The 26,237-nt window shown below is 54.7% G+C and carries 28 protein-coding genes and 2 tRNA genes; 18 read left to right on the top strand and 12 right to left on the bottom strand.

What is annotated here, in order from left to right; all coding sequences use genetic code 11:
• Nucleotides 1–93: 93 nt before the first annotated feature.
• From ABJV08_RS02170 to ABJV08_RS02125, 10 genes are all read left to right on the top strand, one after another.
• Complete coding sequence (locus ABJV08_RS02170) at nt 94–549, top strand: SUF system Fe-S cluster assembly regulator (RefSeq protein WP_348038980.1); 456 nt, start codon at nt 94–96, stop codon at nt 547–549.
• Nucleotides 550–596: 47 nt separating this feature from the next.
• The gene (gene sufB, locus ABJV08_RS02165; RefSeq protein ID WP_348039309.1) at nt 597–2,057 is read left to right on the top strand and encodes a Fe-S cluster assembly protein SufB; all 1,461 of its coding nucleotides are present in this window, start codon (nt 597–599) and stop codon (nt 2,055–2,057) included.
• A 251-nt stretch (nt 2,058–2,308) separates the two neighbouring features.
• Nucleotides 2,309–3,058 carry a Fe-S cluster assembly ATPase SufC gene (gene sufC / locus ABJV08_RS02160; RefSeq protein ID WP_348038982.1) on the top strand — a complete coding sequence of 250 codons (750 nt, stop codon included), beginning with the start codon at nt 2,309–2,311 and terminating at the stop codon, nt 3,056–3,058.
• Complete coding sequence (locus tag ABJV08_RS02155) at nt 3,055–3,366, top strand: hypothetical protein (protein ID WP_348038984.1); 312 nt, start codon at nt 3,055–3,057, stop codon at nt 3,364–3,366. Before sufC ends, ABJV08_RS02155 begins: the two co-directional genes overlap by 4 nt.
• Entirely contained in the window at nt 3,363–4,121 is a 759-nt protein-coding gene (locus tag ABJV08_RS02150; RefSeq protein ID WP_348038986.1) for a SufD family Fe-S cluster assembly protein, read from the top strand. Before ABJV08_RS02155 ends, ABJV08_RS02150 begins: the two co-directional genes overlap by 4 nt.
• Nucleotides 4,118–5,329, top strand: a complete 1,212-nt coding sequence (locus tag ABJV08_RS02145; RefSeq protein WP_348038988.1) for a SufS family cysteine desulfurase — start codon at nt 4,118–4,120, stop codon at nt 5,327–5,329. The genes ABJV08_RS02150 and ABJV08_RS02145 overlap by 4 nt, the downstream gene beginning before the upstream one ends.
• 9 nt (nt 5,330–5,338) lie before the next feature.
• The gene (locus ABJV08_RS02140) at nt 5,339–5,860 is read left to right on the top strand and encodes an SUF system Fe-S cluster assembly protein (RefSeq protein ID WP_348038990.1); all 522 of its coding nucleotides are present in this window, start codon (nt 5,339–5,341) and stop codon (nt 5,858–5,860) included.
• Entirely contained in the window at nt 5,857–6,357 is a 501-nt protein-coding gene (locus ABJV08_RS02135) for a GNAT family N-acetyltransferase (RefSeq protein ID WP_348038992.1), read from the top strand. Before ABJV08_RS02140 ends, ABJV08_RS02135 begins: the two co-directional genes overlap by 4 nt.
• Nucleotides 6,358–6,359: 2 nt before the next feature.
• A complete protein-coding gene (locus ABJV08_RS02130; RefSeq protein ID WP_348038994.1) occupies nt 6,360–6,722 on the top strand; it encodes an iron-sulfur cluster assembly accessory protein in 363 nt (120 codons plus the stop codon).
• Nucleotides 6,723–6,731: 9 nt separating this feature from the next.
• A complete protein-coding gene (locus ABJV08_RS02125) occupies nt 6,732–7,247 on the top strand; it encodes a hypothetical protein (protein WP_348038996.1) in 516 nt (171 codons plus the stop codon).
• Between the two features lie 69 nt (nt 7,248–7,316).
• Here the strand turns inward: ABJV08_RS02125 and ABJV08_RS02120 are convergent, their stop codons facing one another.
• The 4 genes from ABJV08_RS02120 to ABJV08_RS02105 form a co-directional block, all read right to left on the bottom strand.
• Nucleotides 7,317–8,471 carry a slipin family protein gene (locus ABJV08_RS02120; RefSeq protein ID WP_348039310.1) on the bottom strand — a complete coding sequence of 385 codons (1,155 nt, stop codon included), beginning with the start codon at nt 8,469–8,471 and terminating at the stop codon, nt 7,317–7,319.
• Between the two features lie 120 nt (nt 8,472–8,591).
• Nucleotides 8,592–8,735: a hypothetical protein gene (locus ABJV08_RS02115; RefSeq protein WP_348038998.1), complete on the bottom strand. Its 144-nt coding sequence runs from the start codon at nt 8,733–8,735 to the stop codon at nt 8,592–8,594.
• 109 nt (nt 8,736–8,844) lie between these two features.
• Nucleotides 8,845–8,910, bottom strand: a tRNA-Ile gene (locus ABJV08_RS02110).
• 1 nt (nt 8,911) lies between these two features.
• Nucleotides 8,912–8,986 (bottom strand) — tRNA-Val (locus ABJV08_RS02105).
• Nucleotides 8,987–9,406: 420 nt separating this feature from the next.
• Here ABJV08_RS02105 and ABJV08_RS02100 point away from each other — a divergent pair.
• Nucleotides 9,407–9,946 (top strand): hypothetical protein, encoded by a 540-nt coding sequence (locus ABJV08_RS02100; protein ID WP_348039000.1) that lies wholly within the window; start codon nt 9,407–9,409, stop codon nt 9,944–9,946.
• A gap of 2 nt (nt 9,947–9,948) precedes the next feature.
• Nucleotides 9,949–10,698, top strand: coding sequence for a hypothetical protein (locus ABJV08_RS02095; RefSeq protein WP_348039002.1), 750 nt, complete (start codon nt 9,949–9,951; stop codon nt 10,696–10,698).
• A 75-nt stretch (nt 10,699–10,773) separates the two neighbouring features.
• On the opposite strand, the gene ABJV08_RS02090 is transcribed toward ABJV08_RS02095, so the two are convergent.
• The 7 genes from ABJV08_RS02090 to ABJV08_RS02060 form a co-directional block, all read right to left on the bottom strand.
• Nucleotides 10,774–11,703 carry an electron transfer flavoprotein subunit alpha/FixB family protein gene (locus ABJV08_RS02090; RefSeq protein WP_348039004.1) on the bottom strand — a complete coding sequence of 310 codons (930 nt, stop codon included), beginning with the start codon at nt 11,701–11,703 and terminating at the stop codon, nt 10,774–10,776.
• A complete protein-coding gene (locus ABJV08_RS02085) occupies nt 11,703–12,449 on the bottom strand; it encodes an electron transfer flavoprotein subunit beta/FixA family protein (RefSeq protein ID WP_348039006.1) in 747 nt (248 codons plus the stop codon). The genes ABJV08_RS02090 and ABJV08_RS02085 overlap by 1 nt, the downstream gene beginning before the upstream one ends.
• A 115-nt stretch (nt 12,450–12,564) precedes the next feature.
• Nucleotides 12,565–13,764 (bottom strand): ADP-forming succinate--CoA ligase subunit beta, encoded by a 1,200-nt coding sequence (gene sucC, locus ABJV08_RS02080; RefSeq protein ID WP_348039008.1) that lies wholly within the window; start codon nt 13,762–13,764, stop codon nt 12,565–12,567.
• 159 nt (nt 13,765–13,923) lie between these two features.
• Nucleotides 13,924–14,439, bottom strand: coding sequence for a GNAT family N-acetyltransferase (locus tag ABJV08_RS02075; protein WP_348039010.1), 516 nt, complete (start codon nt 14,437–14,439; stop codon nt 13,924–13,926).
• 13 nt (nt 14,440–14,452) lie between these two features.
• Nucleotides 14,453–14,767 carry a hypothetical protein gene (locus ABJV08_RS02070; protein WP_348039012.1) on the bottom strand — a complete coding sequence of 105 codons (315 nt, stop codon included), beginning with the start codon at nt 14,765–14,767 and terminating at the stop codon, nt 14,453–14,455.
• The gene (ppa, locus tag ABJV08_RS02065) at nt 14,764–15,294 is read right to left on the bottom strand and encodes an inorganic diphosphatase (protein ID WP_348039014.1); all 531 of its coding nucleotides are present in this window, start codon (nt 15,292–15,294) and stop codon (nt 14,764–14,766) included. The genes ABJV08_RS02070 and ppa overlap by 4 nt, the downstream gene beginning before the upstream one ends.
• Before the next feature lie 13 nt (nt 15,295–15,307).
• The gene (locus ABJV08_RS02060; protein WP_348039016.1) at nt 15,308–17,278 is read right to left on the bottom strand and encodes a peptidase M61; all 1,971 of its coding nucleotides are present in this window, start codon (nt 17,276–17,278) and stop codon (nt 15,308–15,310) included.
• Between the two features lie 120 nt (nt 17,279–17,398).
• On the opposite strand from ABJV08_RS02060, the gene hisS reads away from it, so the two are divergent.
• The 4 genes from hisS (at nt 17,399) to ABJV08_RS02040 (ending at nt 21,572) form a co-directional block, all read left to right on the top strand.
• Entirely contained in the window at nt 17,399–18,754 is a 1,356-nt protein-coding gene (hisS, locus tag ABJV08_RS02055) for a histidine--tRNA ligase (protein ID WP_348039018.1), read from the top strand.
• Nucleotides 18,751–19,827 carry a peptide chain release factor 1 gene (gene prfA, locus ABJV08_RS02050; RefSeq protein ID WP_348039020.1) on the top strand — a complete coding sequence of 359 codons (1,077 nt, stop codon included), beginning with the start codon at nt 18,751–18,753 and terminating at the stop codon, nt 19,825–19,827. Before hisS ends, prfA begins: the two co-directional genes overlap by 4 nt.
• Nucleotides 19,820–20,656 (top strand): peptide chain release factor N(5)-glutamine methyltransferase, encoded by an 837-nt coding sequence (prmC, locus tag ABJV08_RS02045; protein ID WP_348039022.1) that lies wholly within the window; start codon nt 19,820–19,822, stop codon nt 20,654–20,656. Before prfA ends, prmC begins: the two co-directional genes overlap by 8 nt.
• Nucleotides 20,657–20,894: 238 nt before the next feature.
• Complete coding sequence (locus ABJV08_RS02040; RefSeq protein ID WP_348039024.1) at nt 20,895–21,572, top strand: DUF4167 domain-containing protein; 678 nt, start codon at nt 20,895–20,897, stop codon at nt 21,570–21,572.
• Between the two features lie 62 nt (nt 21,573–21,634).
• Here the strand turns inward: ABJV08_RS02040 and ABJV08_RS02035 are convergent, their stop codons facing one another.
• Nucleotides 21,635–22,369: a folate-binding protein gene (locus tag ABJV08_RS02035; RefSeq protein ID WP_348039026.1), complete on the bottom strand. Its 735-nt coding sequence runs from the start codon at nt 22,367–22,369 to the stop codon at nt 21,635–21,637.
• A 52-nt stretch (nt 22,370–22,421) separates the two neighbouring features.
• Between ABJV08_RS02035 and pyrC the strand changes: the two genes are divergently transcribed.
• Both pyrC and ABJV08_RS02025 read left to right on the top strand, forming a co-directional pair.
• Nucleotides 22,422–23,462, top strand: coding sequence for a dihydroorotase (gene pyrC / locus ABJV08_RS02030; protein WP_348039028.1), 1,041 nt, complete (start codon nt 22,422–22,424; stop codon nt 23,460–23,462).
• 185 nt (nt 23,463–23,647) lie between these two features.
• Nucleotides 23,648–26,233, top strand: a complete 2,586-nt coding sequence (locus ABJV08_RS02025; protein ID WP_348039030.1) for a patatin-like phospholipase family protein — start codon at nt 23,648–23,650, stop codon at nt 26,231–26,233.
• Nucleotides 26,234–26,237 lie beyond the last annotated feature (4 nt).

The raw sequence follows: 26,237 nt of genomic DNA, 5'->3' as shown, positions 1-26,237 counted from the left end.
TTGCATCCATCACCCTCGCGGGTTCTTGCAATGTTGGATAAATGAGACTAAATTAGTCTTGTTTAAACATTCACCCCGAGCGATTCGAGAAAAATGCGTCTTTCCAACCTCGCAGACTATGCTGTTGTCCTGATGTCCGCTGCGGCGCGCCATTGTGGTGCTGCACTGCTTGCGGAGGGGAAGCTGAACGCAACAAAACTCGCCGAGGAAACCGGAGTCCCGCTGCCCACCGCGAAAAAGCTGGTGAGCAAATTGACAGCAGCCGGCTTGTTTGAATCGACGCGCGGCATAGGCGGCGGCATTCGTCTGTCGCGCCCGCCGTCCTCGATCAGTCTTGCCGAAATTGTCGAAGCCGTCGAAGGCCCGCTGGCGATCACCAGCTGCACCATTGATGGCAATCATGATTGTGTGCTGGAGGACGGCTGCACGGTGAAACCCCATTGGGGCGTTGTAAACCGCACAATCCGTAAGGCGCTGGCCGATGTCAGTCTCGCAAGCCTGTCGGATCTCCCGGTGACCCCAAAAATTCGAATAATGGAAAAAGCATAATGAGCGAAGACGTTAAAACTGCGGAACATGACGCGGAACGCGCGGAAATGAACGCCGAGGCGCAGGAAGCGGTCGATAAGGCCAGTACCTATGAGTTCGGCTGGTCGTCGGACATCGAACAGGATTTTGCACCCAAAGGCCTGAACGAGGACACCGTGCGTTTCATCTCCGACAAGAAGGGCGAGCCGCAATGGATGCTCGACTGGCGGCTCAAGGCTTTCCGCCAGTGGGAAAAGATGGAATCGCCGGATTGGGCAAAGCTCGAGATCCCGATGATCGACTATCAGGACGCTTATTATTACGCCGAGCCCAAGGCGAAGGAAAAGCTGGGGTCGCTGGACGAGGTCGATCCGGAAATCCTGCGCATCTATGAAAAGCTCGGCATTCCGATCGAAGAGCAGAAGGTGCTCGCGGGTGTCGAAGGTGCGCGCAAGGTTGCTGTAGATGCCGTGTTCGACAGCGTATCGGTGGCAACCACCTTCCGGCAGGAGCTAGAAGAAGCGGGCGTGATTTTCCGTTCCATTTCTGAAGCGATCAAGGAATATCCTGACCTTATTCGGAAATATCTGGGCAAAGTCGTGCCGATGCACGACAATTATTTCGCGACGCTCAATTGCGCTGTGTTTAGCGATGGCACCTTTGTCTATATTCCCAAAGGCGTCCGCTGCCCGATGGAGCTCAGCACCTATTTCCGGATCAATGCGGAAAATACCGGTCAGTTTGAGCGGACATTGATTGTCGCCGAAGAAGGTTCTTACGTCTCCTATCTCGAAGGCTGCACCGCACCGATGCGCGACGAGAACCAACTGCACGCCGCCGTGGTCGAACTGGTCGCGATGGATGATGCCGAGATTAAATATAGCACCGTCCAGAACTGGTATCCCGGTGACGAGAATGGCAAGGGCGGCATCTATAATTTCGTGACCAAGCGCGGCCTGTGCCAGGGCAAGAATAGCAAGATCAGCTGGACCCAGGTCGAGACCGGCAGCGCGGTGACGTGGAAATACCCAAGCTGTGTTTTGAATGGCGAAAATAGCGTTGGTGAATTTTACTCGGTCGCGCTGACCAACAATTATCAGCAGGCCGATACCGGCACCAAGATGATCCACAACGGCAAGAACACCCGTTCGACGATCATCTCCAAAGGGATTAGCGCCGGGAACAGCGACAATACCTATCGCGGTCTGGTGCGGGTGGGTCCGAATGCGGAAAATGTCCGTAACTTCACCCAATGTGATAGCTTGTTGCTCGGCGACCAGAGCGGCGCGCATACCGTGCCCTATATCGAGGTGAAGAATCCAACCGCGACGATCGAGCATGAGGCGACGACCAGCAAAATTTCCGACGACCAGATGTTCTATGCCCAGCAACGCGGCCTCGACGAGGAAGCGGCGGTAAGCCTGATCGTCAATGGCTTTGCCAAGGAAGTCCTCAAGGAACTGCCGATGGAATTTGCGGTCGAAGCGCAGAAATTGCTGGCGATCAGTCTTGAGGGGAGCGTGGGGTGAGCGCGGCGCTTCTTTTTCTTTTCTTCGGTGCGCTAGTCGTATTTCCGTTTGCATTTCTATGTATCAAAAGTCTTTTTTCGGGAAGGATAACAGGCGCGGGCCCTTTCGCAGGGCTGATGGATGTCAACAAGGGGCAGAAACCCAAGGAATTTTGGTCGCTCTGGTTACTTTTGCTTTTTGGTGGTTTGATCCCTTTCGCTACAAACTTATTTCTTCTTACCAAATTTCTTTTTTTTGAGAGTCAGTAAATAATGCTAAAAATTGAAAACCTCCACGCCACCGTCGGCGATACAGAAATCCTCAAGGGGCTTTCGCTCGAACTGAACGCGGGCGAAATTCATGCGATCATGGGGCCCAATGGTGCGGGCAAGTCTACGCTGGCCTATGCGCTCGGCGGACGGCCCGGCTATGAAGTCACTGCGGGTTCTGTGCATTTCAACGGGCAGGATCTGCTCGATATGGATCCGCATGAGCGGGCTGCGGCGGGTATCTTCCTCGGCTTCCAATATCCGGTCGAAATTCCCGGCGTGTCCAACCTGCAATTTCTGCGCGAAAGCCTGAATGCCCAGCGTGCTGTGCGCGGGGAAGAGGCGCTGACCGGCGCGGAATTCATCAAGCTCGCCAAGGAGAAAGCGGCGCTGCTGAAGATGGACATGGATATGCTCAAACGGGCGGTCAATGTCGGCTTTTCCGGCGGCGAGAAGAAGCGCAACGAGATGGTTCAGATGGGGATACTCAATCCGAAGCTAGCGATCCTCGACGAGACTGACAGCGGCCTCGACATCGATGCGCTGCGCATCGTGGGTTCAGGCATCAACGCGATCATGCGCAAGCCCGATAAAGCGGTCTTGCTGATCACTCACTATCAACGGCTGCTCGACGAAGTGAAGCCTGATTTTGTCCATGTTCTCGCGGATGGCCGGATTGTCAAAACCGGCGGACCGGAACTGGCGCTGCAGCTTGAAAATGAAGGCTATGAAGCGATTGCGGAGGCGGCATGATCACGATTGCATCCCTTTTGATCATGGCAACGCCTGCCGTTTTGCCGACGGTTGACGAGGAAATCATTGTGATCGGCAAACGGCTCGAAGGCATTTCTGTCTCGGTAGGTCGCAACGAGAAAGGCAAATATGTCTGCTCGACGGATCGGTCGAGTGGCAATCTCAATCTCGACAAGCGGCTGTGTAAAACAACGGTGCGGTGCATTCGTGACGGCGCGCAGGGCGAAGCGGTGAAGGCCTGCGTCGATGCCAGAAAACCAAAGCTGCTAAGTAAATTACGCAAAGAAATGATGGCGGCACGCAAATGAACATGACTCTTCCTCTTCCATCCAAGCGCGACGAGGCGTGGCGCTATGCCGATGTCAAAGCGCTGGAACCTGTCTGGTCGAAACTGGGCGGTCCAGAGCATATTAACGTGGCCGCCGGTGAAACCGTCTCGCGCCAGATTGCCGAATTGCCGATCATTGACGGCGTCGGCATGATCAATCTGGATGTGACCATTGGCGACAAGGCGACCTTCATATTGCACGTGCTCGCGCACAATGCCGACTATGGCCGGATTCAGGTCAAGGCGACTTTGGGCAATGGCTCCCATTTCGAGCTGGGTGGCGCAATATTGGGATCGGGCAAACAGACACTGGAGATCGTCACCGAGACCATCCACGCGGAACCCAATGCGACCTCCAATCAGGTGGTGCGCTCGGTGCTGGCAGACACGGCCACGGGCAGTTTCCTTGGCAGCATCAATGTGGCCCGCCACGCGCAGAAAACCGATGCGGCCCAGTCGGTCAAATCGATGCTGCTCGATCGTGGCGCAACCGCGAACGCAAAGCCGGAGCTGGAAATTTTCGCCGATGATGTGAAATGCGCTCATGGCGCGACCGTCGGTGAACTCGACAAGCAGGCGCTCTTCTACCTCGCCTCGCGCGGCCTGCCGCCGGTGGAGGCGAAGAAGTTGATGTTGCAGGCGTTTATCGCCGATGCCTTTGTGTCGCTGGATGATGATGCGGCGCGCGAAGTGATTGAAGGCAGGGCGCTTGCGGTATTGGGGGCTATGTCTTGAACGCCCCTGCCAACATACGCGCCAGCCACCGTGCCGATTTCCCCGGCGTAGCGGATGACTGGCACTATCTTGATAGTGCCGCCACCGCGCAGAAACCAAAAGCTGTGCTCGAGGCTATCGCCCGTGCTTATGGACCGGATTATGCCACGGTGCATCGCGGCGTCTATGCCCGGTCGGCCAATATGACTTTGGCTTATGAAGCCGCGCGCAAACGCGTCGCAGGGTTTCTGAACGCCGCATCCGAGAATGAAATCGTCTTCACCAGCGGCGCGACCGACAGTATTAATCTGGTCGCCGAAAGCTGGGGCAACAAATTTGTCACCAAGGGCGACCGCATCATTCTGTCGCAGCTGGAGCATCATTCGAACATCGTGCCGTGGCAAATGCTGGCCGAGCGGGTCGGCGCGCATATTGATGTGGCGCCGCTCACCAACGATGGCCAGATCGATCTCGACTGGATCGAGGCCAATCTGACGGAACAGCATAAGCTGGTCGCGCTGGCTCATGTGTCCAATGTGCTCGGGTCTTTGCTGGACGCAAAACGGGCCGCCGCGATTGCGCATAAAGTTGGCGCGAAGCTGTTGCTCGATGGCTGCCAGGCCGCGCCACGCCTGCCCGTTGATGTGCAGGATCTCGGTTGCGATTTCTACGTGTTTTCCGGCCACAAGATTTACGGTCCGACCGGCATTGGGGCGCTTTGGGCGCCTTATGCCGTGCTAGAATCCATGCCCCCTTGGAAGGGTGGCGGGTCGATGATCGACCGCGTGTCTTTTGATGGTACCACCTACGCGCCGCCGCCGGGTCGTTTTGAAGCGGGAACTCCGCATATTGCCGGTGTTGTCGGACTGGATGTTGCGATCCAATATGTCGAGGGTATCGGGCTGGATGTGATTTCGGACCATGAAAATGCAACACTGGCTATGGCGCGCGAAGCGTTGTCCGGTATCAACTCGGTGCGGGTCTTTGGTCCTGACAAGAGCATGGGCATTTTGAGTTTCGCGGTCGGTGACGTGCATCCGCACGATGTTGCCACTATATTGGATGAAGGCGGCGTGGCGATCCGCGCTGGCCACCATTGCGCGCAACCTTTGATGGACTATTTTGGCGTAGCCGCGACGGCGCGCGCGAGTTTCGGGATTTACAGTGATGATGCGGATGTCGCCGCTCTGGTGGACGGCATCAATCGGGTTAGAAAGATTTTCGGGTAAGGTGACGATATGAACGAAGAACGCAAAATATTGGTCGAAGAAGTGGATTCGGTGGAAAAACCGCCTTTGGCGAAAGTCGAGGATGCGGTGGAAGCCAAGCCTGCACCGGTTGTCGCGCCATCGCCCTATGAAGCGGAGAGCGATGCGGCAAAGCTGAACCGCAAGAAGGATTATCTCGAAGGCTTTCTGGCGCAAGCGCCCACCGAGACTCCGGCCGGAGAAGCCGGCGGCGATCTTTATGAAGCGGTCGTCGACACGCTGAAATCCATTTACGACCCGGAAATTCCGGTGAATATCTATGATCTGGGCCTGATCTATGGCGTCGAGATCACCCCCGACAATCACGCAATCGTGACCATGACCCTGACGACGCCGCATTGCCCGGTTGCCGAATCCATGCCCGGAGAAATCGAACTGCAGGTCGGCAGCGTGCCCGGCGTCGGTCATGCCGAGGTCAATCTCGTCTGGGATCCGCCATGGGATCCGCAAAAGATGAGCGACGAAGCGAAGCTCGAACTGGGGATGTTGTGAGCGAAGCCGCTACCCTTTCCGCGAATATCATTCGCGCGGATTATGACGATCCGAAACATGCCGCGGATATCGTGACGGTCTTGCGCAGCTATGCGATGGATCCGATGGGCGGCGGCGAAGATTTGTCCGCAGAGACGCAAGCTGCTTTGGTTCCCGGATTGCGGGCGACCCCGGCGGCATCCTCGTTGCTGGCTTATATCGGTGAGGAAGCCGTGGGCCTTGCGAATCTGATGACGACATTTTCCTCCTTTGGCGGCAAGCCGCTGATCAATATTCACGATATTGCGGTATCCAAAGCCCATCGCGGCACCGGTATCGGGCGGCAGTTGTTCGACGAAATTCATGGCATTGCCCAAGAGATCGGCGCATGCAAAGTGACGCTGGAAGTGCTCGAAGGCAATGCGCCGGCGCGGGCGCTTTATGCGTCGCTGGGCTATGGAGATTATGTGCTGGACCCCGAAATGGGCAAGGCAATGTTTTGGCAGAAAAGGCTTTAGATATGACCGAGACAACCACCAAGACACGCGAAATACCGGCGGCGATCATCTTGACGCCGGACGCCGAGCAACGGATTGCCGACCTGATGGCCAAGGCACCGGATGATGTCATAGGCGTAAAACTGTCGACCCCGCGCCGTGGCTGTTCGGGCCTCGCTTATTCGGTCGACTATGTGACCGAGGAAACGCCCTTTGACGAAAAGATCGTCACCCCTGGCGGCGTTTTCTATGTCGATGGCCCCAGCGTGCTCTATCTGGTCGGCAGCACGATGGACTGGCAGGAAGATGACTTCACCGCCGGCTTTGTGTTCAACAATCCCAATTCCAAAGGCGATTGCGGCTGCGGGGAAAGCTTTACGGTTTAGGAAGCAATCATGTCCCAAAAGGCTTCAACATCTACCCTGATCCCTATTCTGATCATGGCGTTGAGTTTCGGCGGTCCGGCGCTGGCGGAGGACCTGGAGCCGATGCCTTCCTCCTTTGAACAGATGTCAAAACTGGTCGGAGACTGGAAGCGGGAGGGCAGGGACGGTTCAAAATTCCATATCGAGTTTGAACTAACCGCTAACAATAGCGTGCTGGTCGAACGCTGGGTCAGTCGCGGTAAAACCCATTCGCTCACGCTCTATCATCGCGATCAGGCGGATGTGGTCGCAACCCATTATTGCCCGCAAGGCAACCAGCCCCGAATGAAGATGAGCACCCCCGACGGAGCGACCAAAATCACATTCGATTTTTGGGATGCGACCAACCTTGCCAAGCCGACTGACAATCATCAGCACAGCCTATCCTTTGATCTTTCCCAGCCCGACCGCGTCAAACGAGCAGAGATCTATCTAAGCAGCGCAGGCGAAGAGCCATCCGAACTGGTTCTGGTGCGGATGGAATAGGGCAAAAAGAAAGGGCGCGAGAATTTCTCCCCGCGCCCTCCTTTTTTAAGCGACCATCCAGACCGGCTGCTAATCGCCAGACAGGCTGACGAGATCGTTTAGCAAGCCTGTGGTGCCGTTGGTCACGGTCAGCTTATCGACCTTGGTCGCGATGCTTTCCAGCGCCTCGAGCTCTTTCAGCCGCAGCATGACCGGGTTGTCGGCCATCACCTTTGCGGTGTTCAGAAGCGACCGCGTAGCGTTCGTTTCTTCCCGCCGCTTGATGACGTTGGCCTCTGCCGCTTTTTGCGCAGAAACCACCTGGTTCAGAAGCTCCCGCATATCACCCGGCAGGATCACGTCCTTGAGGGTGATATCGGTGACCTCCAGACCAATGGCCGCCATGTCGGACCGCACTTTGGTCGCCGCGTCGGCATCAACCATCACCTGCTTTTCGAGGATCTGGTCGAGCGTCATCGCGCCCAATGTTTTCCGGAACGCATATTGCAGCGCCCGGTACAGCGCATCGGCAAAGTCCTTGACCTCGGTCACCGCCTTGACCGGATCAATGACCCGATATTCGGCAGAGACGTTGATCCGCAAAGTCACGCGGTCTTTGGTCAAAAGCTCCTGACCGGTAACGTCCAGAGGCTGCCGCGTCAGATCAACGATCTTCACGACAACTTTCTGACCAACCATCCAGTAGCCGGTGACACCCGGCGTCAATTCGCCGGCCATCTGACCATCAACGGTGAGCAGGCCAACTTGGCCCTTGTCCACCTCGACAATCCGGACATTGGAAAGCAAGCTTGCTACTCCGGCTTTCATCAGCCGCTGCAGCAAGGCTGGCGCGATCACTGGGTTCGTATCCAGCTGCACGACTTCTGCCTTCCAAGGACCGGCATCGGTCCATACGGTGAGCTTGCTATCCGGAGAGAGGACAGAATGAATCTGTCCGTCGCATTCAATGACAGCAATCTCGTTGGTTCCGGTCCGGTACTGGGTCAGATGAGCGCTCGCTTGATCCGGCAGCTTGTCGAAAAGCACCTTCTCATAGGCCGAAACAAATGCGCCATTGGTCAGCGCCATGCGCTCGACCCGCAATTGCTTGCGCCAGTTTGGCAGGACATGCTCGCCCGCACCCAATATACCGCGTAGCTCGCCCTTGTAGAGCCAGACCGCCCGTTCGTTTTCGTTGATGGTGACGCGTGTCCGCCCCATCAGGCTATCAATCAAATACAACATAAAACTCACTCAAATATCAGCTCACGCCAATCTCCTTCTTATTGCCAGCACCGGAATTGGTGCAGGACTTGTTCTCCCGATCAAAAAGATTCAGGGACCGGTGGCATGGCGCACAGAGGGTCAGCCAGAGCGGGCGTTGCGGGCATCAGCGCGGATCGGACCGGTTCGAAAACCAGACCGCTCGACGTTGGGCCAGCGCAGCCATTTTGACAGACCGAACCGATTGCCATGGTGGCAGGTGCATTGCCCTTGGCGGTTGGACATCCGAAGATATCCGCCCGCCGCAGACGCCGCGCCGTTCACATGCCGGTCCCCGAACCCGGTATTTTTAGACAGCATTCGAAGTGCTGGAGTCTTTTACAAAGACCAAGTTTGGAGCAGGAATCGAACCTGCGACATCATAGTTATCATCTATGTGCTCTATCCAACTGAGCTATCCGTGGTGCGTTGAGACGAGAATCGAACTCGCTCACCTGACTTGTAACGTCAGAGCTCTCCCAATGAGCTACTCATGCAACCAACCAAGACAAAGCAGCATCCGTACATGCGGCGTATCAGAGATACTGCATGCGGGCGGGCCATATGAAACCCAACCGTTGACGTCCGCCCCATCCATCGATCGGGAGGCGGGCCGTTAGGGGGCGGTTTTGGAGTGCGCAAGGGGAGAGGGTGGTTTTAGCGGTGAGTCGAGGTGTGGGAGAGGTGAGTGGTTACGGATGATACTATTTTGGTTGATTGGGGTTGAGATTATTTCGGAACTCAAGCTTCTCTTAGCAGCATATTCGAAAGCTATTGTCGATATCTCGCTACGCACCTGGTCTTGTTTTGTTCTTGCAATGTAGGGCGAATCACGCTAGTAGGCGTGACTTTCTAGTAGACGTCTAAATATTGAATAGACTAATAAGACCATTAAAGCATTGAAAAGGATAGATAATATGCAATTCGAAATCACTCTAGATGCTTCAAAAGGATACATAAAGGCTATAGGGGACAGAGAGTTTGTCTTGGAAGCCATTGATAAATATCGGAAAATAGTAGAAGAGGGCGTGAATATAAGTGAAGGAGGCGTTAGTACGCCTCTGCCGGATCCACTCACACCGGCGAAAGAAGGTCCATCTGGCGGTGGAGGATTGGATGATTTCTCGAACGTATTTGACATCGCTGATGACACAATTTCAATTTTGGCAACTATCCCTGGGAAGACCCAATCTGCACAAGCCAAGAATATGGCGTTGCTTTATTTGTTTGCAAAGTTGAAGTTGGGGCAGGAGATAGTGGCGAATGATGATATTCGTGAACAATGCAAGGCTCATGCAATATACGACAGTACAAACTATGCTGCGCACATGAAGGGGCAAAAGAAATTAGTCACAGTTTTGGGTTCGAAAGGAAGCCCGAATTTTAATATGAAATTGACGGTGCCGGGCAAAAAAGCTGCGGAGCAACTAGCATCTGACCTTCAAAAGGACGGTTAACGTTGGACTTCTCCAGACTTCTCCATGGTATTCCGGTGGGGCTTCGCAATGAATTGATCTCCGAATATTTGGAGATTGTTTCAAACTTCTATGAAGGACGATGGAAGCCATCAGAGCTCAGTGCTGGTCGTTTCTGTGAGATCGCCTATTCAATTATTCATGGCCGCGCAAAAGGATCATATCCTGACAAGGCAGCGAAACCCAATCAATTTGATAGTGCGTGTAGAGCACTTGAGAATCAAACACAGCTTGAGAGGGGACTGAGAATGTTGGCACTCAAAATACTTCCCGCTCTTTATGAAGTCCGAAACAATCGAGATGTTGGACATGTCGGTGGGGAAGTGAACTCTAACTCAATGGATGCAAGTTTTGCGGTCAGCGCATCGGGATGGATATTGGCCGAATTAGTTCGAATCTTTCATAATATCTCGGCGGAAGAAGCCTCAAGAATGGTTCAGAAATTGACAGAAATAAGAACACCGATTGTTTGGATTAACGGTGAAATTCGACGAGTACTTAATACCGATTTGAAAGTGGAAGATCAGGTGCTTTTGCTTCTGGCATCTTCGTCCGCCAAAGTGTCTTTCGAAGACCTAGTAGAATGGACAGAAACCTCAAATAGAACGTATTTGAAAAAAATTGTGATGGGGTTGCATAAAAGCCGGGTTGTTGAAGCTCAAGATATGACTCACATCAAAACTAGTCCAAAAGCCGCAAAGCGTATCCGAGACTTAATGCCGGACTTAGATTAACAAAAAACCCCAGCGGTTTCCCGCCGGGGTTCTAAATTGTCAAACGCGATCAAAGTAACACTTTGATCGAAATGCTTATACTTTCCCGGTCAACTCCGGAACCGCATCAAACAGATCCGCGACCAGTCCGATATCCGCAACCTGGAAAATCGGGGCGTCTTCGTCCTTGTTGATCGCGACGATCGTTTTTGAATCTTTCATGCCCGCGAGATGCTGGATCGCGCCGGAGATGCCGATGGCGATATAGACTTCCGGAGCGACGATCTTGCCGGTCTGGCCGACCTGATAGTCGTTCGGGACATAGCCTGCGTCGACCGCTGCGCGTGAAGCACCGATGCCCGCGCCGAGCTTGTCGGCGAGCGGGGTGATGACTTCTTCGAACTTCTCGGACGAGCCCAGAGCGCGACCACCGGAGACGATGATTTTTGCAGATGTAAGTTCGGGCCGTTCGGACTTGGCGATTTCTTCGCTGACGAAGCTCGACAGGCCAGCGTCGCTGGCGCCGCCAACGGCTTCGATGGAGCCGGAGCCGCCTTCGTTTGCCGCTTTGTCAAAGGCCGTACCGCGCACGGTGATGACCTTCTTGGCATCCGAAGATTTGACCGTGGCAATCGCGTTGCCGGCGTAGATGGGCCGGGTGAACGTGTCTTCGCTTTCGACCGAGAGAATGTCGCTGATCTGCATGACGTCGAGCAGGGCTGCGACGCGCGGGGCGATATTCTTGCCGGTGGTGGTGGCGGGCGCGAGGAACGCGTCATGCGTGTCCATCAGGCCAGCGATCAATGGCGCTGCATTTTCCGCCAACTGGTTGGCCAGCGTTGCATCATCGGCGACATGAACGGTGGCGACACCAGCGACCTTGGCCGCTTGTTCACCGACACTGGCACAGCCGGAGCCGATGACCAGAGCGTGGACTTCGCCCAATTGCGACGCGGCGGTGACAACGGCCAGCGTCGCGTCTTTCATGTTACTGTTGTCATGTTCTACGAGTACAAGAGTTTTCATCAGATCGCTCCCACAGCTTTAAGTTTCGCGACCAGCGCATCCACATCTTCAACCTTTTCACCAGCCTGGCGAACCGGAGGCTCAGCGACGGTGATGGTGGTGAGACGGGGGCTGATGTCGACGCCATAATCGGCTGGCGTTTTCTCATCCATCGGCTTTTTCTTCGCCTTCATGATGTTCGGCAGCGATGCATAGCGCGGTTCGTTGAGGCGCAGGTCGGTGGTGACCACAGCAGGAAGCGCAAGCTTCACGGTCTGCAGGCCGCCGTCGATTTCGCGTTTGACGGTGATGCTGTCGCCATCCAGATCGACTTCATTGGCGAATGTGCCTTGGCCCCAGCCGAGCAGTGCAGCGAGCATCTGGCCGGTCTGGTTCGAATCGTCGTCAATCGCCTGCTTGCCGGTGATGACCAGCTGCGGTGCCTCTTCTTCAACGATTTTCGCGAGGATTTTGGCGACGCCCAATGGCTCGACTTCGTCGTCGGTCATGACCAGGATCGCGCGGTCTGCACCCATGGCGAGGGCGGTACGCAATGTTTCCTGTGCTTTTTGCGGGCCAACCGAAACGGCGATGATTTCTTCAGCTTTGCCAGCCTCTTTCAGGCGGATGGCTTCTTCAACGGAGATTTCATCGAACGGATTCATCGACATTTTGACATTGGCGAGATCGACGCCGCTGCCGTCGGATTTGACCCGCGGTTTTACGTTATAATCTATGACCCGTTTGACGGGCACCAGGATTTTCATTGCTGTTTCCTTCTTCTAAAGTCTCAAACTCTATAGCTTACGTTCACGTAAACGTCAAGCTTTCGTGCTGCGGTGCAGCATTATCGATTTTGTCAGGAGGGCTAGTCCCGTCCGTTCATGCCGCCTCTTTAACCTGGGCAACAATCTTCCGAGCCGCGTCACCAAGATCATCGGCCGATACGATCGGCAAGCCGCTACCCGCTAGAATGTCCTTGCCCTTGGCGACGTTCGTGCCTTCGAGACGGACTACCAATGGCACGTCCAGTTCGACTTCCTTGGCCGCCACGACAATGCCTTCGGCAATGATGTCGCATTTCATGATGCCGCCGAAGATGTTGACGAGAATGCCTTCCACCGCCGGATCGGCGAGGATGATCTTGAACGCTGCGGTCACTTTTTCCGTGGTCGCACCGCCGCCTACATCGAGGAAGTTGGCCGGGAAGGCGCCGTTGAGCTTGATGATATCCATCGTCGCCATCGCCAGACCGGCGCCATTGACCATGCAGCCGATATTGCCGTCGAGCTTGATATAGGCGAGATCGGATTTGCTGGCTTCGACTTCAGCAGGGTCTTCCTCGGTTTCGTCGCGCAGCGCAGCGAGATCCGGGTGACGCATCAAGGCATTGCCGTCAAAGCTCATCTTGGTGTCGAGAACGATCAGTTGCTGGTCTTCGGTGACGACGAGCGGGTTGATTTCAACCATCTCGCAATCCATCGCCATGAACGCGTTATAGAGCTGTTTGCCGAGTTTCTGCGCCTGCTTGTTGAGGTCGCCCGAAAGGCCCAATGCGAAAGCAATGGTCCGGCCGTGGTGGGGCATGAAGCCTTGGGCCGGATCAATGGTGATCGTCTGGATTTTTTCCGGTGTGCTGTGCGCGACTTCCTCGATGTCCATGCCGCCTTCGGTGGACACGACCATCGCGACACGGCCACTGGCCCGGTCGACCAGCATAGAGAGGTAGAATTCTTTCTCGATATCAACGCCGTCGGTGACATAGAGCCGGTTGACCTGTTTGCCAGCATCACCGGTCTGGATCGTGACCAAAGTATTGCCCAGCATTTCTTCTGCATTGGCACGGACTTCGTCGATCGATTTGGCCAGCCGTACGCCGCCTTTGGCATCCGGGCCGAGTTCTTTATATTTGCCCTTGCCGCGTCCACCTGCGTGGATCTGCGCTTTGACCACATAAAGTGGTCCGGGGAGCTTTTCGGCTGCGGCGACCGCTTCTTCAACGGTGAGCGCGGCGTGGCCGGCGGGAACGGCGATGCCGTGTTTGGCAAGCAGTTCCTTGCCCTGATATTCGTGGATATTCATAGGAAGGGTGAACACCTTTCAAAATGGAGGTCTGGAATCTGAAGTTAAGCGACCAATTGACACGGCTAAAGCACAGTCAGGCCCCTATTTCCACCCTGTTTCGTGATAATTATTACTTGTCTTAGCCAGGCCCCCGATCAGGCGTTCGGGGTTGTGATTTCAAACCGTCAATAGCATGGCGCAGCGCCGGTCTCCGGGCAGGCCTTTTTCGATTTCTGATTGGAGGATCATCGCGAGTCGTTCGGGTATCTCGGTCTCCTCCAGCGTTTGATAGCCCAGCTTGAGATAAAAGCCTTCATTGAAGGCCAGGTCGCGGAACGTGGTCAAGGTCACCGCCTGAAAGCCAAATTCTGCGGCATGTTGATGCGCGCGATCCATCAACCGACGCCCGATACCCTGGCCCTGATATCCATCGGCCACCGCCAATTCAAGAATGTGGAGAGCATCATCATATATGGCTGTCGTGACAAAGCCGATGCAGCCCCCATCCAAAGTCGCGACCCAGACCGTGTCTTCATCAATGAAAATCTGATGCGCTCTGGCGGACATCACGGCGTCGCTGGCTATCCATTCCAGGCCAGGCACAGATAAAAAGGCTTTGCCAGCCGACCGTTCGATATCCGGCAGTAATGCAGCATCCTGGGACGTCGCCAATCTTATGGAGATGTCGGGCATATCAGTCACGTATCTAGTTAACGGCGCAGATCAATCCGGACGACGTGACAACGCCGACGATTTCCGGATCCCGCAGGGATTTGGTACGTTTCACAAATTCGTTGAAGCTGATGTCGCCGGGATCGCGTTTGCGCAGCTTTCCGAGACCGTTGAGCTTGTCGAGCTGGATCAGTGACAAGCGATCGACCATCCGCCCCGCCATGCACTGTGATATAGGCTTGGACAGGCCGATGCTCATCAGTCCGTTCCGGACTTTGCTTTCCGGAGTTGCGCAAGCGGTAAGGACGACCGTCAGAGCTAGGCCCAAAACCGCCGTCCCCCGGATCATTGTTGTTTGGCCAGTTCAATGGCTTCCAGCACAACGCGTTTAGCGTCTTCGGCGTCGCCCCATTTGCCGACCCGGACCCATTTCTCAGGCTCCAGATCTTTGTAATGGGTGAAGAAATGCTCGATCTGCTGCATGACGATTTCCGGCAAGTCATTGCCTTCGCCAATCTTGCGATAATAGGGAAAGGTTGCGTCAATCGGCACGCAGAGCAACTTCTCGTCTCCGCCATGTTCGTCTTCGAGGTTGAGAACCGCAATCGGACGGCAACGGACGACGCAACCCGGCATGAACGGTGAGCGAGCGACGACCAGAGCATCCAGCGGATCGCCATCGGGTGACAATGTATGCGGGATGAAGCCATAATTGGCCGGATAGCGCATCGGTGTATGCAGGATCCGGTCGACAAATAATGCCCCGGATTCTTTATCAAATTCATATTTCACCGGCTCGCCACCGACCGGGACTTCGATGATGACGTTTAAGCTTTCCGGCGGGTTATCGCCGATTGCAATTTTCGTAATATCCATGGAAAGGTGGTCCTTATTTGGTTTTTGGTCGCAATAGGCGATCTATGCCGCCTTCTTGATCAACACCCTCTCCGGTGATTTTCTCCAGCGCCGGATAGCGCAGGCCGCCGGAATGGTCGACCATAAAATTATGATAGGCCTCTCCGTTTTTCGCAAAAATCTCGATCTTGCCTTCTCCGCTCCGATTTTCTTCGATCGCCAGCTTTAACGCTTCATCGCTATAGGCCTTGCCATTCACCGCCGAGATTGTGAGGCCGGATTTCAGTCCGGCTTTAAATGCCGGACTGTCCCAGACAACCGATTTGATTCGGCCCTTTCCGCCCATCACAACGCCTATGCTATAACTGAGGTTCAACTGCTTGCGGCGCTTGTCATTGGCTAGAATATAGGCGCTGGGCTTATCGACATAGACCAGCTTATAGCCACCAAATGTGAGGCCATTTTTCGGGGCTTCCGCGCTTGTGCGATAGACCCGCTCTTCGATGAACCTGTCCCAATCATAAGGCTGGATATTGTTGAGCGCCTCGATAACATCTTTGCGTTCATAAGTGGCCACGCCCCAATCACCATTTTTGCCGCCAAAGAAGCTCTGCGCGAAATCTTCGAGGGAATTCTTGCCGTTTGATTCGCGGCGAATGATCTGGTCCGCTTCCAGCCAGATCAGCAGGCCTTCATTGTAATAATCCTCGGATCTTTGCCAACTGGACCAGGGCTTGGGTCGCCGCGCCGAGAGGATTGGATCATGAGTCGTGTCGACCAACGGGCGCCAGGTTCTGCCAACCCGCTGATCCATGCCCGCAGCAATAGCGGCGATGGCGTCGAGCGTGTCCTGTTTCGAATAGAGCCCGGACCTGGCCCCCAGCACATAGCCCCAGAATTGGGTTTGCCCTTCGTAGACCCAGAGCAGATTGTCGCGCATCGGTTGCCGGAAATCGGGCGTCCACATGCCTTTCGGGCGGCGATATTTGCCATTCCAGGCGTGGGTGATTTCATGAGGAAGCAGGTTGCGGCGCCCTGGCCCAGCCTTCCAATCGGTGAAATATTCCCGGTTCACACCGTTTTCGGAGGACCGATGATGCTCCAGACCGATGCCGCCCATTTCTTCGGTCAGCGCGAGTAGGAAATCATAGCGGTCGTAGGGATGACTGCCGAACAGCGCCTCTGCCTCTTTGACCAATTTTCTGTGCGCCGCGAGATGCGCTTTTTTGGGTTTTAAAAATTTCGCATCATCGGCGACAATATTGAGGTGAGCGCGGCTGGTCAGCTTGTGGGTTTGAAAATGCTGACCGGCGAAAACCGGACTATCGACCAATGTGTCATAATCGGTTGTCTTATAGACCGTTGTATTGCCTTCCTTTGATTTCGGCCGGAGAGAAGTCGCTGCTTGCCAGTCCTCGGGATAAATGGCCGTTGCCTCGACCGGAATCTGGCGGACGTAATAGCCCGCCGGGTAGAGAGAAACCTGATGCCAACGTAAGTTGAGCATCGAGGGGGCCATGACAATACGGCCCTGGCTGCTGGTGGTGGCTGATACAAACTGGAATTGCGCGGTTATCTGGCTGGTGCCTTCGGGAACGGCAATGTGCAGGGCATAGACGTCAACATTGTCGCGAACCCAATCGAGTTTCTGGTCGCCGGCATAAAATTCAAGATCTGCCAGCTTCTCAATCTCTCCGCGCGGGGCGTGATTGCCGGGTAACCACTCGGGATAGAGCAATGTGAATTTGGCGGGCTTTGCCGGATTAGCTGGGACGACAGGATATATGGCAGGATCTACCGGAATGGTCTGGGTGACTTGGAACACGCCCTGTCGATTGTCCCGCGCATCGACAAGCAATCGCATTGTGCCGGGATAGGGCTTGTCTCTTGGGGCCGGAATCGTGTCCTCAGGTGCCGTATAAGTGGGCTTGCTCAGGTTGTTCGGCATAGCAACCGCGGATGTGGTGAGGGCCAAGACCAGACCCAGAAAGCCAACCAGACGCATGCGCAGAAAACCCCTTTAGTGAACAGCGCCTCTGAATGAAGGTTTTTCTAACATTCGTCCAGAGGCTTGCTGGAAATAAGCCACTTCCGCTTTGCCTTTTCTCTGGCTAAAGCCCTCCCTATGGCAAAGATAGAAACACCCAAGCCGGTGCGCGGCACACAGGATATATTTGGCGAAGATCAAGAGCGGTTCCAGCATGTCGTGGAGACCTTCGAACGCGTGCGGCGGCTCTATGGTTTCAAAGGTGTCCAAATGCCAGTCTTTGAACCGACCGCGGTCTTTGCCCGCTCGCTGGGTGAGACCACCGATGTTGTATCGAAGGAAATGTATAGTTTCGAGGATCGTGGCGGCGACAGCCTGACCCTGCGTCCTGAATTTACCGCCGGGATTTGTCGGGCCTTTCTGACCAATGGCTGGCAGCAACATATGCCACTCAAACTGTCTGCGCATGGACCATTGTTCCGCTATGAGCGTCCGCAGAAGGGGCGCTACCGGCAGTTCCACCAGCTGGATGCCGAAATTATCGGCGCAAGCGAACCGGCGGCGGATGTCGAATTGCTATGCTTTGCTGATCAGCTTTTGAAGGAGCTGGGCATTGATGAGGGCGTGACTTTGCAGCTTAACACATTGGGTGATGCGGAAAGCCGGGATGCGTGGCGTGCGGCGCTGGTCGAGCATTTCTCCGATCATCAAGCCGACCTGTCCGACGACAGCAAAACGCGGCTGGAAAAAAATCCGCTGCGGATATTGGATAGCAAGGCGCCGAATGACCGCGCGATTGTGGCCACGGCCCCGCCGATTGACCCCTATCTGACCGCCGAGGCATCTGAGTTTTTCGCGCAGGTTACGGAAGGATTGGACAGTTGCAATGTGGTGTGGAAGCGCGACGCCAATCTGGTGCGTGGCTTTGACTATTATCGGCATACCGCGTTTGAATTCATTCCTGAGGTCGGCAGTGCGGCGGCAGAGAAAATGGGCAGTCAAAGCACCATACTTGGAGGCGGCCGGTTTGACGGCCTGATGGAAGCGCTTGGCGGACCGCATACGCCTGCCGTTGGCTGGGCTGCCGGGATTGAGCGGTTGGGGATGTTGTTGGGAGAGCCGAGCGCCGTTGGTCCTGATATTGCAATAATACCGATCGGTGATCGCGCTCAAGCGAAAGCAACTGAAATTGTAGCTTTGCTTCGGCGAGCCGGTGGCAAATGTGAAATGGCCTATAAAGGCAATATGAAAAAAAGGATGCAGAAAGCGAATGCTTCCGGTGCAAGATTGGCACTCATCCTTGGTGAAGAAGAGCTTGATAAACGAGAAGCCAGCGTAAAAATATTGCGGTCTGGAGATCAAAAAACCATTTCCTTTGATACGTTGATACCTGATGTGATCCTGATGTCACAGATGGAAGAAGATCATGAGCTTGCTATAAGCATTTCTTCTGCAGGAGGATTTGAAGGGAATGAGGTGGTTGAAATAAAATGACCACCATCACTCCCCAACGGATTGCGCAAATCGAGGCGCGTTTTGCCGAGTTGCAGGCGATGATGGCCTCCGGGAATCTCGACGGCGACAAATTTGTCGAAGTCTCCAAAGAATATGCCGAAATTGAACCGGTTGCCGAGGCTGCCGCTCTGGTCAAAAATCTGCGCGATGAGCAAGAAGGCCTGGCCGAAATGCTGGCCGGTGACGATGCCGAGATGAAGGCGATGGCCGCTGATGAAGTGGATGGCGTGAAGAAGGCATTGGAAAAAGCCGAACTTGCTCTTGCCTTGCAACTGCTACCGAAAGACAGCGCCGATGACCGCCCGGCGATGATCGAAATTCGCGCCGGCACCGGCGGCGACGAAGCTGCGCTGTTCGCTGGTGATCTGTACCGCATGTATAGCCGCTATGCCGAGGATCAGGGCTGGAAGGTGGAGATGATTTCCGCCAATGCTTCGGAAGTCGGTGGGTTCAAGGAAGTCGTCGCCAATATTCAGGGAAAGGGCGTGTTTGCCAAGCTGAAGTTCGAATCGGGTGTGCACCGGGTCCAGCGTGTGCCGGAAACGGAAAGCGGTGGTCGTATCCATACCTCTGCTGCAACCGTAGCTATTTTGCCGGAACCCGAAGAAGTCGATATCAAGATCCGCACTGAAGACCTGCGCATTGATACCTATCGGGCTAGCGGTGCTGGCGGCCAGCATGTCAACAAGACCGACAGCGCGATCCGGATCACCCACCTGCCCACGGGTATTGTGGTGCAATGTCAGGACGGCAAGTCGCAGCACAAGAACAAGGCTCAGGCGATGAAGGTGCTGGCGGCGCGCATGTATGAGCAAGAACGGGATGCGGTGCAAAGCGAGGAAGCCGAAGCGCGTAAATCGATGGTTGGTTCGGGCGACCGGTCCGAGCGCATCCGCACCTATAATTATCCGCAAGGCCGGGTCACCGATCACCGGATCAATGTGACGCTGCACAAGCTTCCGGAAATTATCGAAGGCGGCGCGCTGGGTGAAATGATCGATGCGCTGATCGCAGAGGATGAAGCCAGCCGGCTCGCCAATTTAGATGGATGATGCCGCCGGTGCCCTGCGCGATGCAGCGCAGAGCCTGAGTGAAATATCCGATAGTCCCCGTCTCGATGCGGAATTGCTGATGGCCCATGCATTGCAGATCGAGCGGCCCGAGCTGTTGTTGAAGCTGCCGGAACTGGCTGTTCCAAAAGAATTTTCGGCTTTGATCGAACGGCGACGGCAGTCCGAACCCATTGCCCATATCATAGGCAAGAAGGAATTTTGGGGTCTCGATTTTCAGGTAACCTCCGATGTGCTGATCCCCCGCCCCGATAGCGAATTGTTGATCGAAGCGGCGGTTGGAGCTTTTGCATCTGAGCATCCCGGCAGTATCTTGGATCTTGGCACCGGCAGTGGCGCGCTCGTGCTGGCGGCTTTGCATGAATTTCCGCAAGCAAAGGGTCTGGGGATTGATGCCAGCGCCGCTGCTTTGCAGATTGCCCATAACAATGCCGACGCGCTGGGATTGGTCGACCGGGTCCGTTTCTTGCTCCAGGATTGGACCCTCGCCGATTGGATGACGTCTCTCGGTTCCGGTTTCGACCTGATTCTGGCGAACCCGCCCTATGTTTCTACCAAGGTCCAATTGTCTAGGGATGTGGCAGGCTTTGAACCCCATGCCGCCCTGTTCGCCGGAGAGGCTGGGCTAGATGATTATCGGATCATCATTCCGGCGCTGGATTCACTGCTATCGGTAAGCGGCATTGCTTTGCTGGAAATCGGCTTTGATCAAGCAGATCCGGTTTCAAAAATGGTCACGAAATACGGTTATCGTGTTGAATTAAAACAAGATTTAGGTGGTAATGACCGTTTGTTAATCTTGCGGCGGTAAAAAGGGCTTGGTTTTGATCAAGCGAGTCGCTAAGACTTGCCTAGGCCCAGATGATTTCTGGCTTTTTCCCTAAATCGCTGGCCTGCCCCCAACTTGATAAAGAAGCTGATTTTCGGCGTTTATTTGTCTTGTATGGGCCGTTGTGGACAGGTTGTCTGTAGCGCAATCGCTGCCTGATTGGTGGCTAAGACTTGAGAAAGACCAAGTTTATAAACGGTATAAGGATACCTGAAATTTGATGAACAATCGTCAACCTGGCCGCCGCGGGCGTGGCCGGAACACAAATAATCGTCCTCAAGGCAATCGCGGTGGCGGAGCAGACCGGGACAACCGGATTGACAACCGCGCGCGCGGCAATGCTGCGCAAATGCTCGATAAGTTTAAGAAAATGGCGCAGGATGCGCAGGTCAATGGTGATCGCGTCCAAGCCGAATATTATCATCAGTTTGCTGATCATTATTTCCGAGTCAACGCCGATACGATCGCGCGTCGGGAAGAACAGCGGATTGCCCGGGAAGAGACGCGTGGGGAAGCGCGCGGCGACAATCGTGACAATCGAAAAAACGCTCCCAGCCAGAATGATTCCAGTGATAATGATGGCGACAACAATCGTGGCCGTCCTCAGCAAAATCGCCAGCAGCGCGATGACCGTAACGACGGAAACGATCACGAACAGGCGGAATCGAATGATGCGCCTGAAGAGAAAAAACCGGTTCGCAGCCGTCGGCCGCGCAAAGTCGTAAGTGACTCAGCCCGCGACCAAGCTCCGGAGAAAAGTGGCGAGACGAACGGTCTGGACGCCAGCGCGCTACCGCCAGCGATTTCAAAATCCTCGGAGGTCGAGGTTGAAAAAAAACCGGCTCGCAAAAAGCGGGTGGTCAAACCGCGCGCGACCGAAGAAAGTGATGCTGTTTAGACTGAGCCGAGCGTAGTTGCGGATTTACAGGGCTTGGCAGAAAAGGCTGGGCCGTTTCTCGCTTAGATTGCTTTGGCTAGCCAGTCGGGAAGGTCGAGCGTCTTCAGATCGTCGACCCGTCGATGCTCAACCGACAGTCCATATTCCGGATAAGCGATCCGCTGCCGCTTTTCATCGGCTTGCCCGATAGGCGCCACGACCATCCGCCTGTTTACTTTCTGTCGGTAATTCATGCGTGCCGTATTTTCCTGCCCGACATAGCAGCCCTTGGTAAAGCTGACGCCATTGAGTTCGGTTGCATTGCATTCGAGCCACAAAGTCTTGTCGCTGCCCAGTTCGGCAGCGCCCTCGGTGACGCTGAGCGACAGGCGATGCTTCCGATAATCTTCCTGCACGCCTTCGCCTTCGCCAGCATCTGCCAGCCAGCGGTGGCCCAATGATGCCAACCGCGGATCAACCGGCTGGTCATCTGCAGCCAAGGCCCAGTGCACGCCAATCGAATCATCCCGGGCGATCTCGATCTTACGGCGCAAGCGATAAAGCTTTAGACGCCGGACGAGTCCATCGGCCTGCTCTGTCTCGCAGTCGATCAGGATATCGTCGCCATCGGCCCACAAAAAGAAATCGAAAAGCACTTTGCCCTGGGCGGTAAGTAGCGCGGACCATTGCGGCGCATCCTTTACGACAGTCGCCATATTCTGGGTCACCAGTCCTTGCAGAAACTCCCTGATGTCTTCGGAATCTTCCGTTTTGGACAGACGAAGGATTGCGCGGTCATTAAGTCTGGTTTCGGTCATGGCATTTAGGTAGGGGGTGCGGAGGGAAAAACCAAGCCTTACGCGGAGCTATATGACCGACACTATCACTATTCGCCGCCCGGATGACTGGCATGTACATCTTCGCGATGGCGCGATGTTGGAAGCCGTTGCACTATTTACCGCGCGGCAATTTGCCCGCGCCATTGTGATGCCCAATCTTTCACCACCGGTGACCAGCGCTGCCAGCGCCGCAGCCTATCGCGACCGAATCATGGCAGCATTGCCAGCCGGTTCAGGTTTTACCCCCTTGATGACCTGCTATCTTACCGATGATGCAGACGCTGATGATATGGCCCGCGGCCACGCGGAGGGCATTTTTACCGCCGCGAAACTCTACCCCGCCAATGCCACGACCAATAGCGCTCACGGTGTGACGGATGTGGCGCACATCATGCCGGTGCTGGAGCGGATGCAGGAAATCGGCATGCCGCTTCTGGTACATGGGGAAGTGACCGACGGCGACATTGACATTTTTGATCGCGAAGCGGTGTTTATTGATCGGGTGATGACGAAGCTGATCCGGTCCCTGCCAGAGCTGAAAGTTGTTTTCGAGCATATTACGACCGCGCAAGCCGTGCAGTTTGTGGATAGCACCGGGCCCAATATTGCGGCCACGATCACGCCGCATCATCTGCATATCAACCGCAATGCCATGTTCGCAGGTGGCATCCGCCCGCATGCTTATTGCCTGCCCGTGGCGAAACGCGAGCTGCATCGGTTGGCGTTGCGCAAAGCGGCGACATCTGGGTCATCGAAATATTTCCTCGGCACCGACAGCGCGCCGCATGAAGTTCACGCCAAAGAATCGGCTTGCGGCTGTGCCGGAATTTTCAATGCGCCTTATGCATTGGAAAGCTATGCTGCGGTGTTTGACGAAGAAGGCGCGCTCGACCGGCTGGAAGGATTTGCCTCTGAGCATGGCCCTAAATTCTATGGCTTGCCCTGCAATGAAGGCCGGGTCAGTTTGGAGCGACGGCCTGCCATTATTCCCGAAAATATCGATGCTGCGGGATCCCCGTTGGTGCCTTTTCATGGGGGCGCGACATTGAATTGGCAAATCGTCGGATCTTGATCCGATGCTAGGCGCTGTCGTCCGCGAGCAAGCGTAAATCATTGAAAATTGACGTGTAATGGGTGATGATGATAGACCCCGTTCTTCAACTCCTGGCTTGTCAGGATTTTCCAACCCATTGGACTAGAAAAATCGGGCGCAGCCAATGGGGAAGGTTCTGGAAAGCCACTTCAGGAGAAGCCTGAATGCCCGAATCCGATCCGAACGAACCGAATGAAGAAGATGCACTTTCTGGAACTTATCCGGAGGGCTATTCGCGTGATATCCGCCGCGTCATCAAAGCCGAACGCGAATATATAGAAGAGCGCCGAAAATCGCAGCCTTGGCATCGATTTTATAATCGCGACAAGGCGGAGACTGACGAGAGTCCAGAAGTGGACGAGCAAGAGCCGCGCTATTTGGGCCTGGCGATATCCGGCGGCGGCATCAGATCTGCCGCCTTTGCGATAGGTGCCATGCAAAAGCTGCATCGGGACGAAATCTTGCCCCAGTTTGACTATATGAGCACGGTGTCGGGTGGCGGCTATGCAGGCGGCGCCCTGACCTGGTTTCTGTCCAACTCGGAATCACAGGAGCAATATTTCCCCGGAGATGGCTTTGGTGGCCGCCGTTTCAACATGATCGGCACAAACTTCCCGTTTCGCGAAAAAGAGGGCTCGAAATCGAAACATGATCCCGAGCCAACGGGCCTGCCCTTCAAGCGGGATATTATCGATTATATCCGTCAGCGCAGCGCCTATATGCAGCCGGGTGCCGGTCTGGACGCTTTTTCGGCAACCATCGTGGTTGTCCGTTCCATGCTGACCTCGCTGACGGCCTATCTATCAATCTTGTCTTTTCTATTTGCCGGTATCCTGTGGAGCCTTGGCTTTCTTGATGGTCTGCTACCCCAGGTTTCCAATAATGTTGCCAGCGTGTCTAATCTGATTGATGCGCGTCTGGGGGCTTGGATAAACGATGGAAAGATATCTGTATTTCTGAAGATACCTTTGTGTCTTTCTGCGGTGCTGGTTCTGGTCTGGGTCTCTTATTCGCTGTTCACTGCTTTCCCGTGGAGCAAGAGACGAGCGGTGTTCTTCCGGAGCATTATCGAACGATATGGCGGGGTCTTGACCAAATTCACGGTTGGATTCTTTATCTTGGGCCTGTTGGATCAGGGATATTCGCAGAAGGAGCTTTTCGGATATAATCTGACAGATTGGAGTGAAATGGTCGCGCCGGTCATCACGGGCCTCGGTGCCGTGGGCGGGTTGGCCAGCCGGCATTTGCTTAGCGCCAATCGGGGGCTCAAAAGCCCGATCACCTTCGGGATTGTCACCAATGGTTCGATCAGTTTGCTGATGCTGGGCTTTGCGATGATTTCGGTCATTCTGGGGAATAAGCTCTATTGCCTTCTCTTGGATGACGACTTTCTGACATTCTTCAGTCTTTTGGCGGGGTTTTTCCTCTTCTGGTCTTACGCCAATATCAATTTCTCTGGTCTGCACCGGATGTATCGTGACCGATTGATGACGAGCTTCATGCCCAGCCGGCAGGCTGTTCGGGATGATGATGTAGCCGGACAAACGCCCGCTGATCTTGCGAAAGTCCACGAGATGTGTGGGCCACGAACCGATGGTCCCTATCATATCATCAATACCAATGTTGTCTTGACCAAAGGGGAGAATGCGCGCTTTCGCAGTCGGCGCGGGGACTCTTTCATCTTGAGTCCGCTGTTCAGTGGTTCGGAAGCCACCGGGTGGATTCGAACGGATCAGTGGCTTGTCCATGACAAGAGCCCGGAGTTTGGATTTCTGAACCGCAGCGTTTTGAAGCCGGTCTGGCCGGTCACGCTGCCGACAGCTATCGCGATTTCCGGTGCCGCGCTGAACCCCCGGACTGGCGCTGACGGACGCGGCCCAACCAAGAAATTTTCTTTGTCGTTGATGCTGAACCTGCTGAACCTGCGGCTTGGTTACTGGATCCCCAACCCCAATCCGAAAGGCCAGCAACGGCGGCTACCCATTCCACCCTGGAAACGGAAAGATGGCCGGCCCAGAGTGAAGCTTTTTCGCAGCCGCATTTTTCCGCCCAATTTCCTATATCCGGGCTTTCTGCAATCGCTCATCGGTTTGCGCAGCGAGTCCGAATCCGGCTGGATAGAATTGAGCGACGGCGGTCATTTCGACAATACTGGCCTCTACGAATTGTTTCGTCGACGCCAGAAAACCATCGTTTTTCTGGACGGATCGGCTGATCCCCAATCGCGCTTTTCCAGTTTTTCCAACGCACTGGAAAAAGCCTTTATCGACTTCGGGGTTACGGTAGAATTTTTTGACAAAGATGAGCATGATCAGACGAACAGCTTCAGTTTCCAGAATATGGTGCAGGGATCAGGCAAAGATAAGGATGATCCCGTGTCCGGAATATTGAACTTCAGCAAATTTGGTTTTGCCGTTGGAGAAATTTTCTATCCGAATGCACAGGGCCGACGGGTTCGCAAGAAGGGCGATGATCGCTGTTTCCTATTCTATATAAAAACATCGATGATCAAAGGGCTTCCGGCGCGTCTATATTCCTACAAGTCGGAAAACGAACAATTCCCGGATGAACCCACCAGCGATCAATTTTTTAGCGAGCAACAATTTGAAGCCTATCGAATCCTCGGCTTTTTCCTGGCCGAACAGATGATTGATGAAGTGCGGCGTTTTAAACCGTTGGCGACGGCGTTGAAAATCAAGAGAAAGGAGAATGAAGAGCAAGCCGAAGACTGGCCAGTGTTCAAGTCTTGAATCT

Origin of the sequence: Parasphingorhabdus sp. (assembly GCF_039982395.1) — a bacterium.
In the GTDB taxonomy this organism is placed as follows: Bacteria; Pseudomonadota; Alphaproteobacteria; order Sphingomonadales; family Sphingomonadaceae; genus Parasphingorhabdus.
The sequence above is the reverse complement of the archived record's forward strand: the minus strand, read 5'-3'. Positions and strand labels throughout refer to the sequence as shown.

What these genes read in the sequence shown, in the direction of transcription:
- ABJV08_RS02060 (WP_348039016.1), bottom strand. Translation starts at nt 17,278, where the DNA reads ATGCGTCTGGTTGGCTTTCTGGGTCTGGTCTTGGCCCTCACCACATCC.
- ABJV08_RS02140 (WP_348038990.1), top strand. Translation starts at nt 5,339, where the DNA reads ATGAACGAAGAACGCAAAATATTGGTCGAAGAAGTGGATTCGGTGGAA.
- ABJV08_RS02090 (WP_348039004.1), bottom strand. Translation starts at nt 11,703, where the DNA reads ATGAAAACTCTTGTACTCGTAGAACATGACAACAGTAACATGAAAGAC.
- ABJV08_RS02100 (WP_348039000.1), top strand. Translation starts at nt 9,407, where the DNA reads ATGCAATTCGAAATCACTCTAGATGCTTCAAAAGGATACATAAAGGCT.
- ABJV08_RS02040 (WP_348039024.1), top strand. Translation starts at nt 20,895, where the DNA reads ATGAACAATCGTCAACCTGGCCGCCGCGGGCGTGGCCGGAACACAAAT.
- pyrC (WP_348039028.1), top strand. Translation starts at nt 22,422, where the DNA reads ATGACCGACACTATCACTATTCGCCGCCCGGATGACTGGCATGTACAT.
- ABJV08_RS02085 (WP_348039006.1), bottom strand. Translation starts at nt 12,449, where the DNA reads ATGAAAATCCTGGTGCCCGTCAAACGGGTCATAGATTATAACGTAAAA.
- ppa (WP_348039014.1), bottom strand. Translation starts at nt 15,294, where the DNA reads ATGGATATTACGAAAATTGCAATCGGCGATAACCCGCCGGAAAGCTTA.
- ABJV08_RS02070 (WP_348039012.1), bottom strand. Translation starts at nt 14,767, where the DNA reads ATGATCCGGGGGACGGCGGTTTTGGGCCTAGCTCTGACGGTCGTCCTT.
- ABJV08_RS02025 (WP_348039030.1), top strand. Translation starts at nt 23,648, where the DNA reads ATGCCCGAATCCGATCCGAACGAACCGAATGAAGAAGATGCACTTTCT.
- ABJV08_RS02170 (WP_348038980.1), top strand. Translation starts at nt 94, where the DNA reads ATGCGTCTTTCCAACCTCGCAGACTATGCTGTTGTCCTGATGTCCGCT.
- ABJV08_RS02155 (WP_348038984.1), top strand. Translation starts at nt 3,055, where the DNA reads ATGATCACGATTGCATCCCTTTTGATCATGGCAACGCCTGCCGTTTTG.
- ABJV08_RS02075 (WP_348039010.1), bottom strand. Translation starts at nt 14,439, where the DNA reads ATGCCCGACATCTCCATAAGATTGGCGACGTCCCAGGATGCTGCATTA.
- sucC (WP_348039008.1), bottom strand. Translation starts at nt 13,764, where the DNA reads ATGAATATCCACGAATATCAGGGCAAGGAACTGCTTGCCAAACACGGC.
- ABJV08_RS02115 (WP_348038998.1), bottom strand. Translation starts at nt 8,735, where the DNA reads ATGTCCAACCGCCAAGGGCAATGCACCTGCCACCATGGCAATCGGTTC.
- sufB (WP_348039309.1), top strand. Translation starts at nt 597, where the DNA reads ATGAACGCCGAGGCGCAGGAAGCGGTCGATAAGGCCAGTACCTATGAG.
- prmC (WP_348039022.1), top strand. Translation starts at nt 19,820, where the DNA reads ATGGATGATGCCGCCGGTGCCCTGCGCGATGCAGCGCAGAGCCTGAGT.
- prfA (WP_348039020.1), top strand. Translation starts at nt 18,751, where the DNA reads ATGACCACCATCACTCCCCAACGGATTGCGCAAATCGAGGCGCGTTTT.
- ABJV08_RS02125 (WP_348038996.1), top strand. Translation starts at nt 6,732, where the DNA reads ATGTCCCAAAAGGCTTCAACATCTACCCTGATCCCTATTCTGATCATG.
- hisS (WP_348039018.1), top strand. Translation starts at nt 17,399, where the DNA reads ATGGCAAAGATAGAAACACCCAAGCCGGTGCGCGGCACACAGGATATA.
- sufC (WP_348038982.1), top strand. Translation starts at nt 2,309, where the DNA reads ATGCTAAAAATTGAAAACCTCCACGCCACCGTCGGCGATACAGAAATC.
- ABJV08_RS02120 (WP_348039310.1), bottom strand. Translation starts at nt 8,471, where the DNA reads ATGTTGTATTTGATTGATAGCCTGATGGGGCGGACACGCGTCACCATC.
- ABJV08_RS02035 (WP_348039026.1), bottom strand. Translation starts at nt 22,369, where the DNA reads ATGACCGAAACCAGACTTAATGACCGCGCAATCCTTCGTCTGTCCAAA.
- ABJV08_RS02150 (WP_348038986.1), top strand. Translation starts at nt 3,363, where the DNA reads ATGAACATGACTCTTCCTCTTCCATCCAAGCGCGACGAGGCGTGGCGC.
- ABJV08_RS02130 (WP_348038994.1), top strand. Translation starts at nt 6,360, where the DNA reads ATGACCGAGACAACCACCAAGACACGCGAAATACCGGCGGCGATCATC.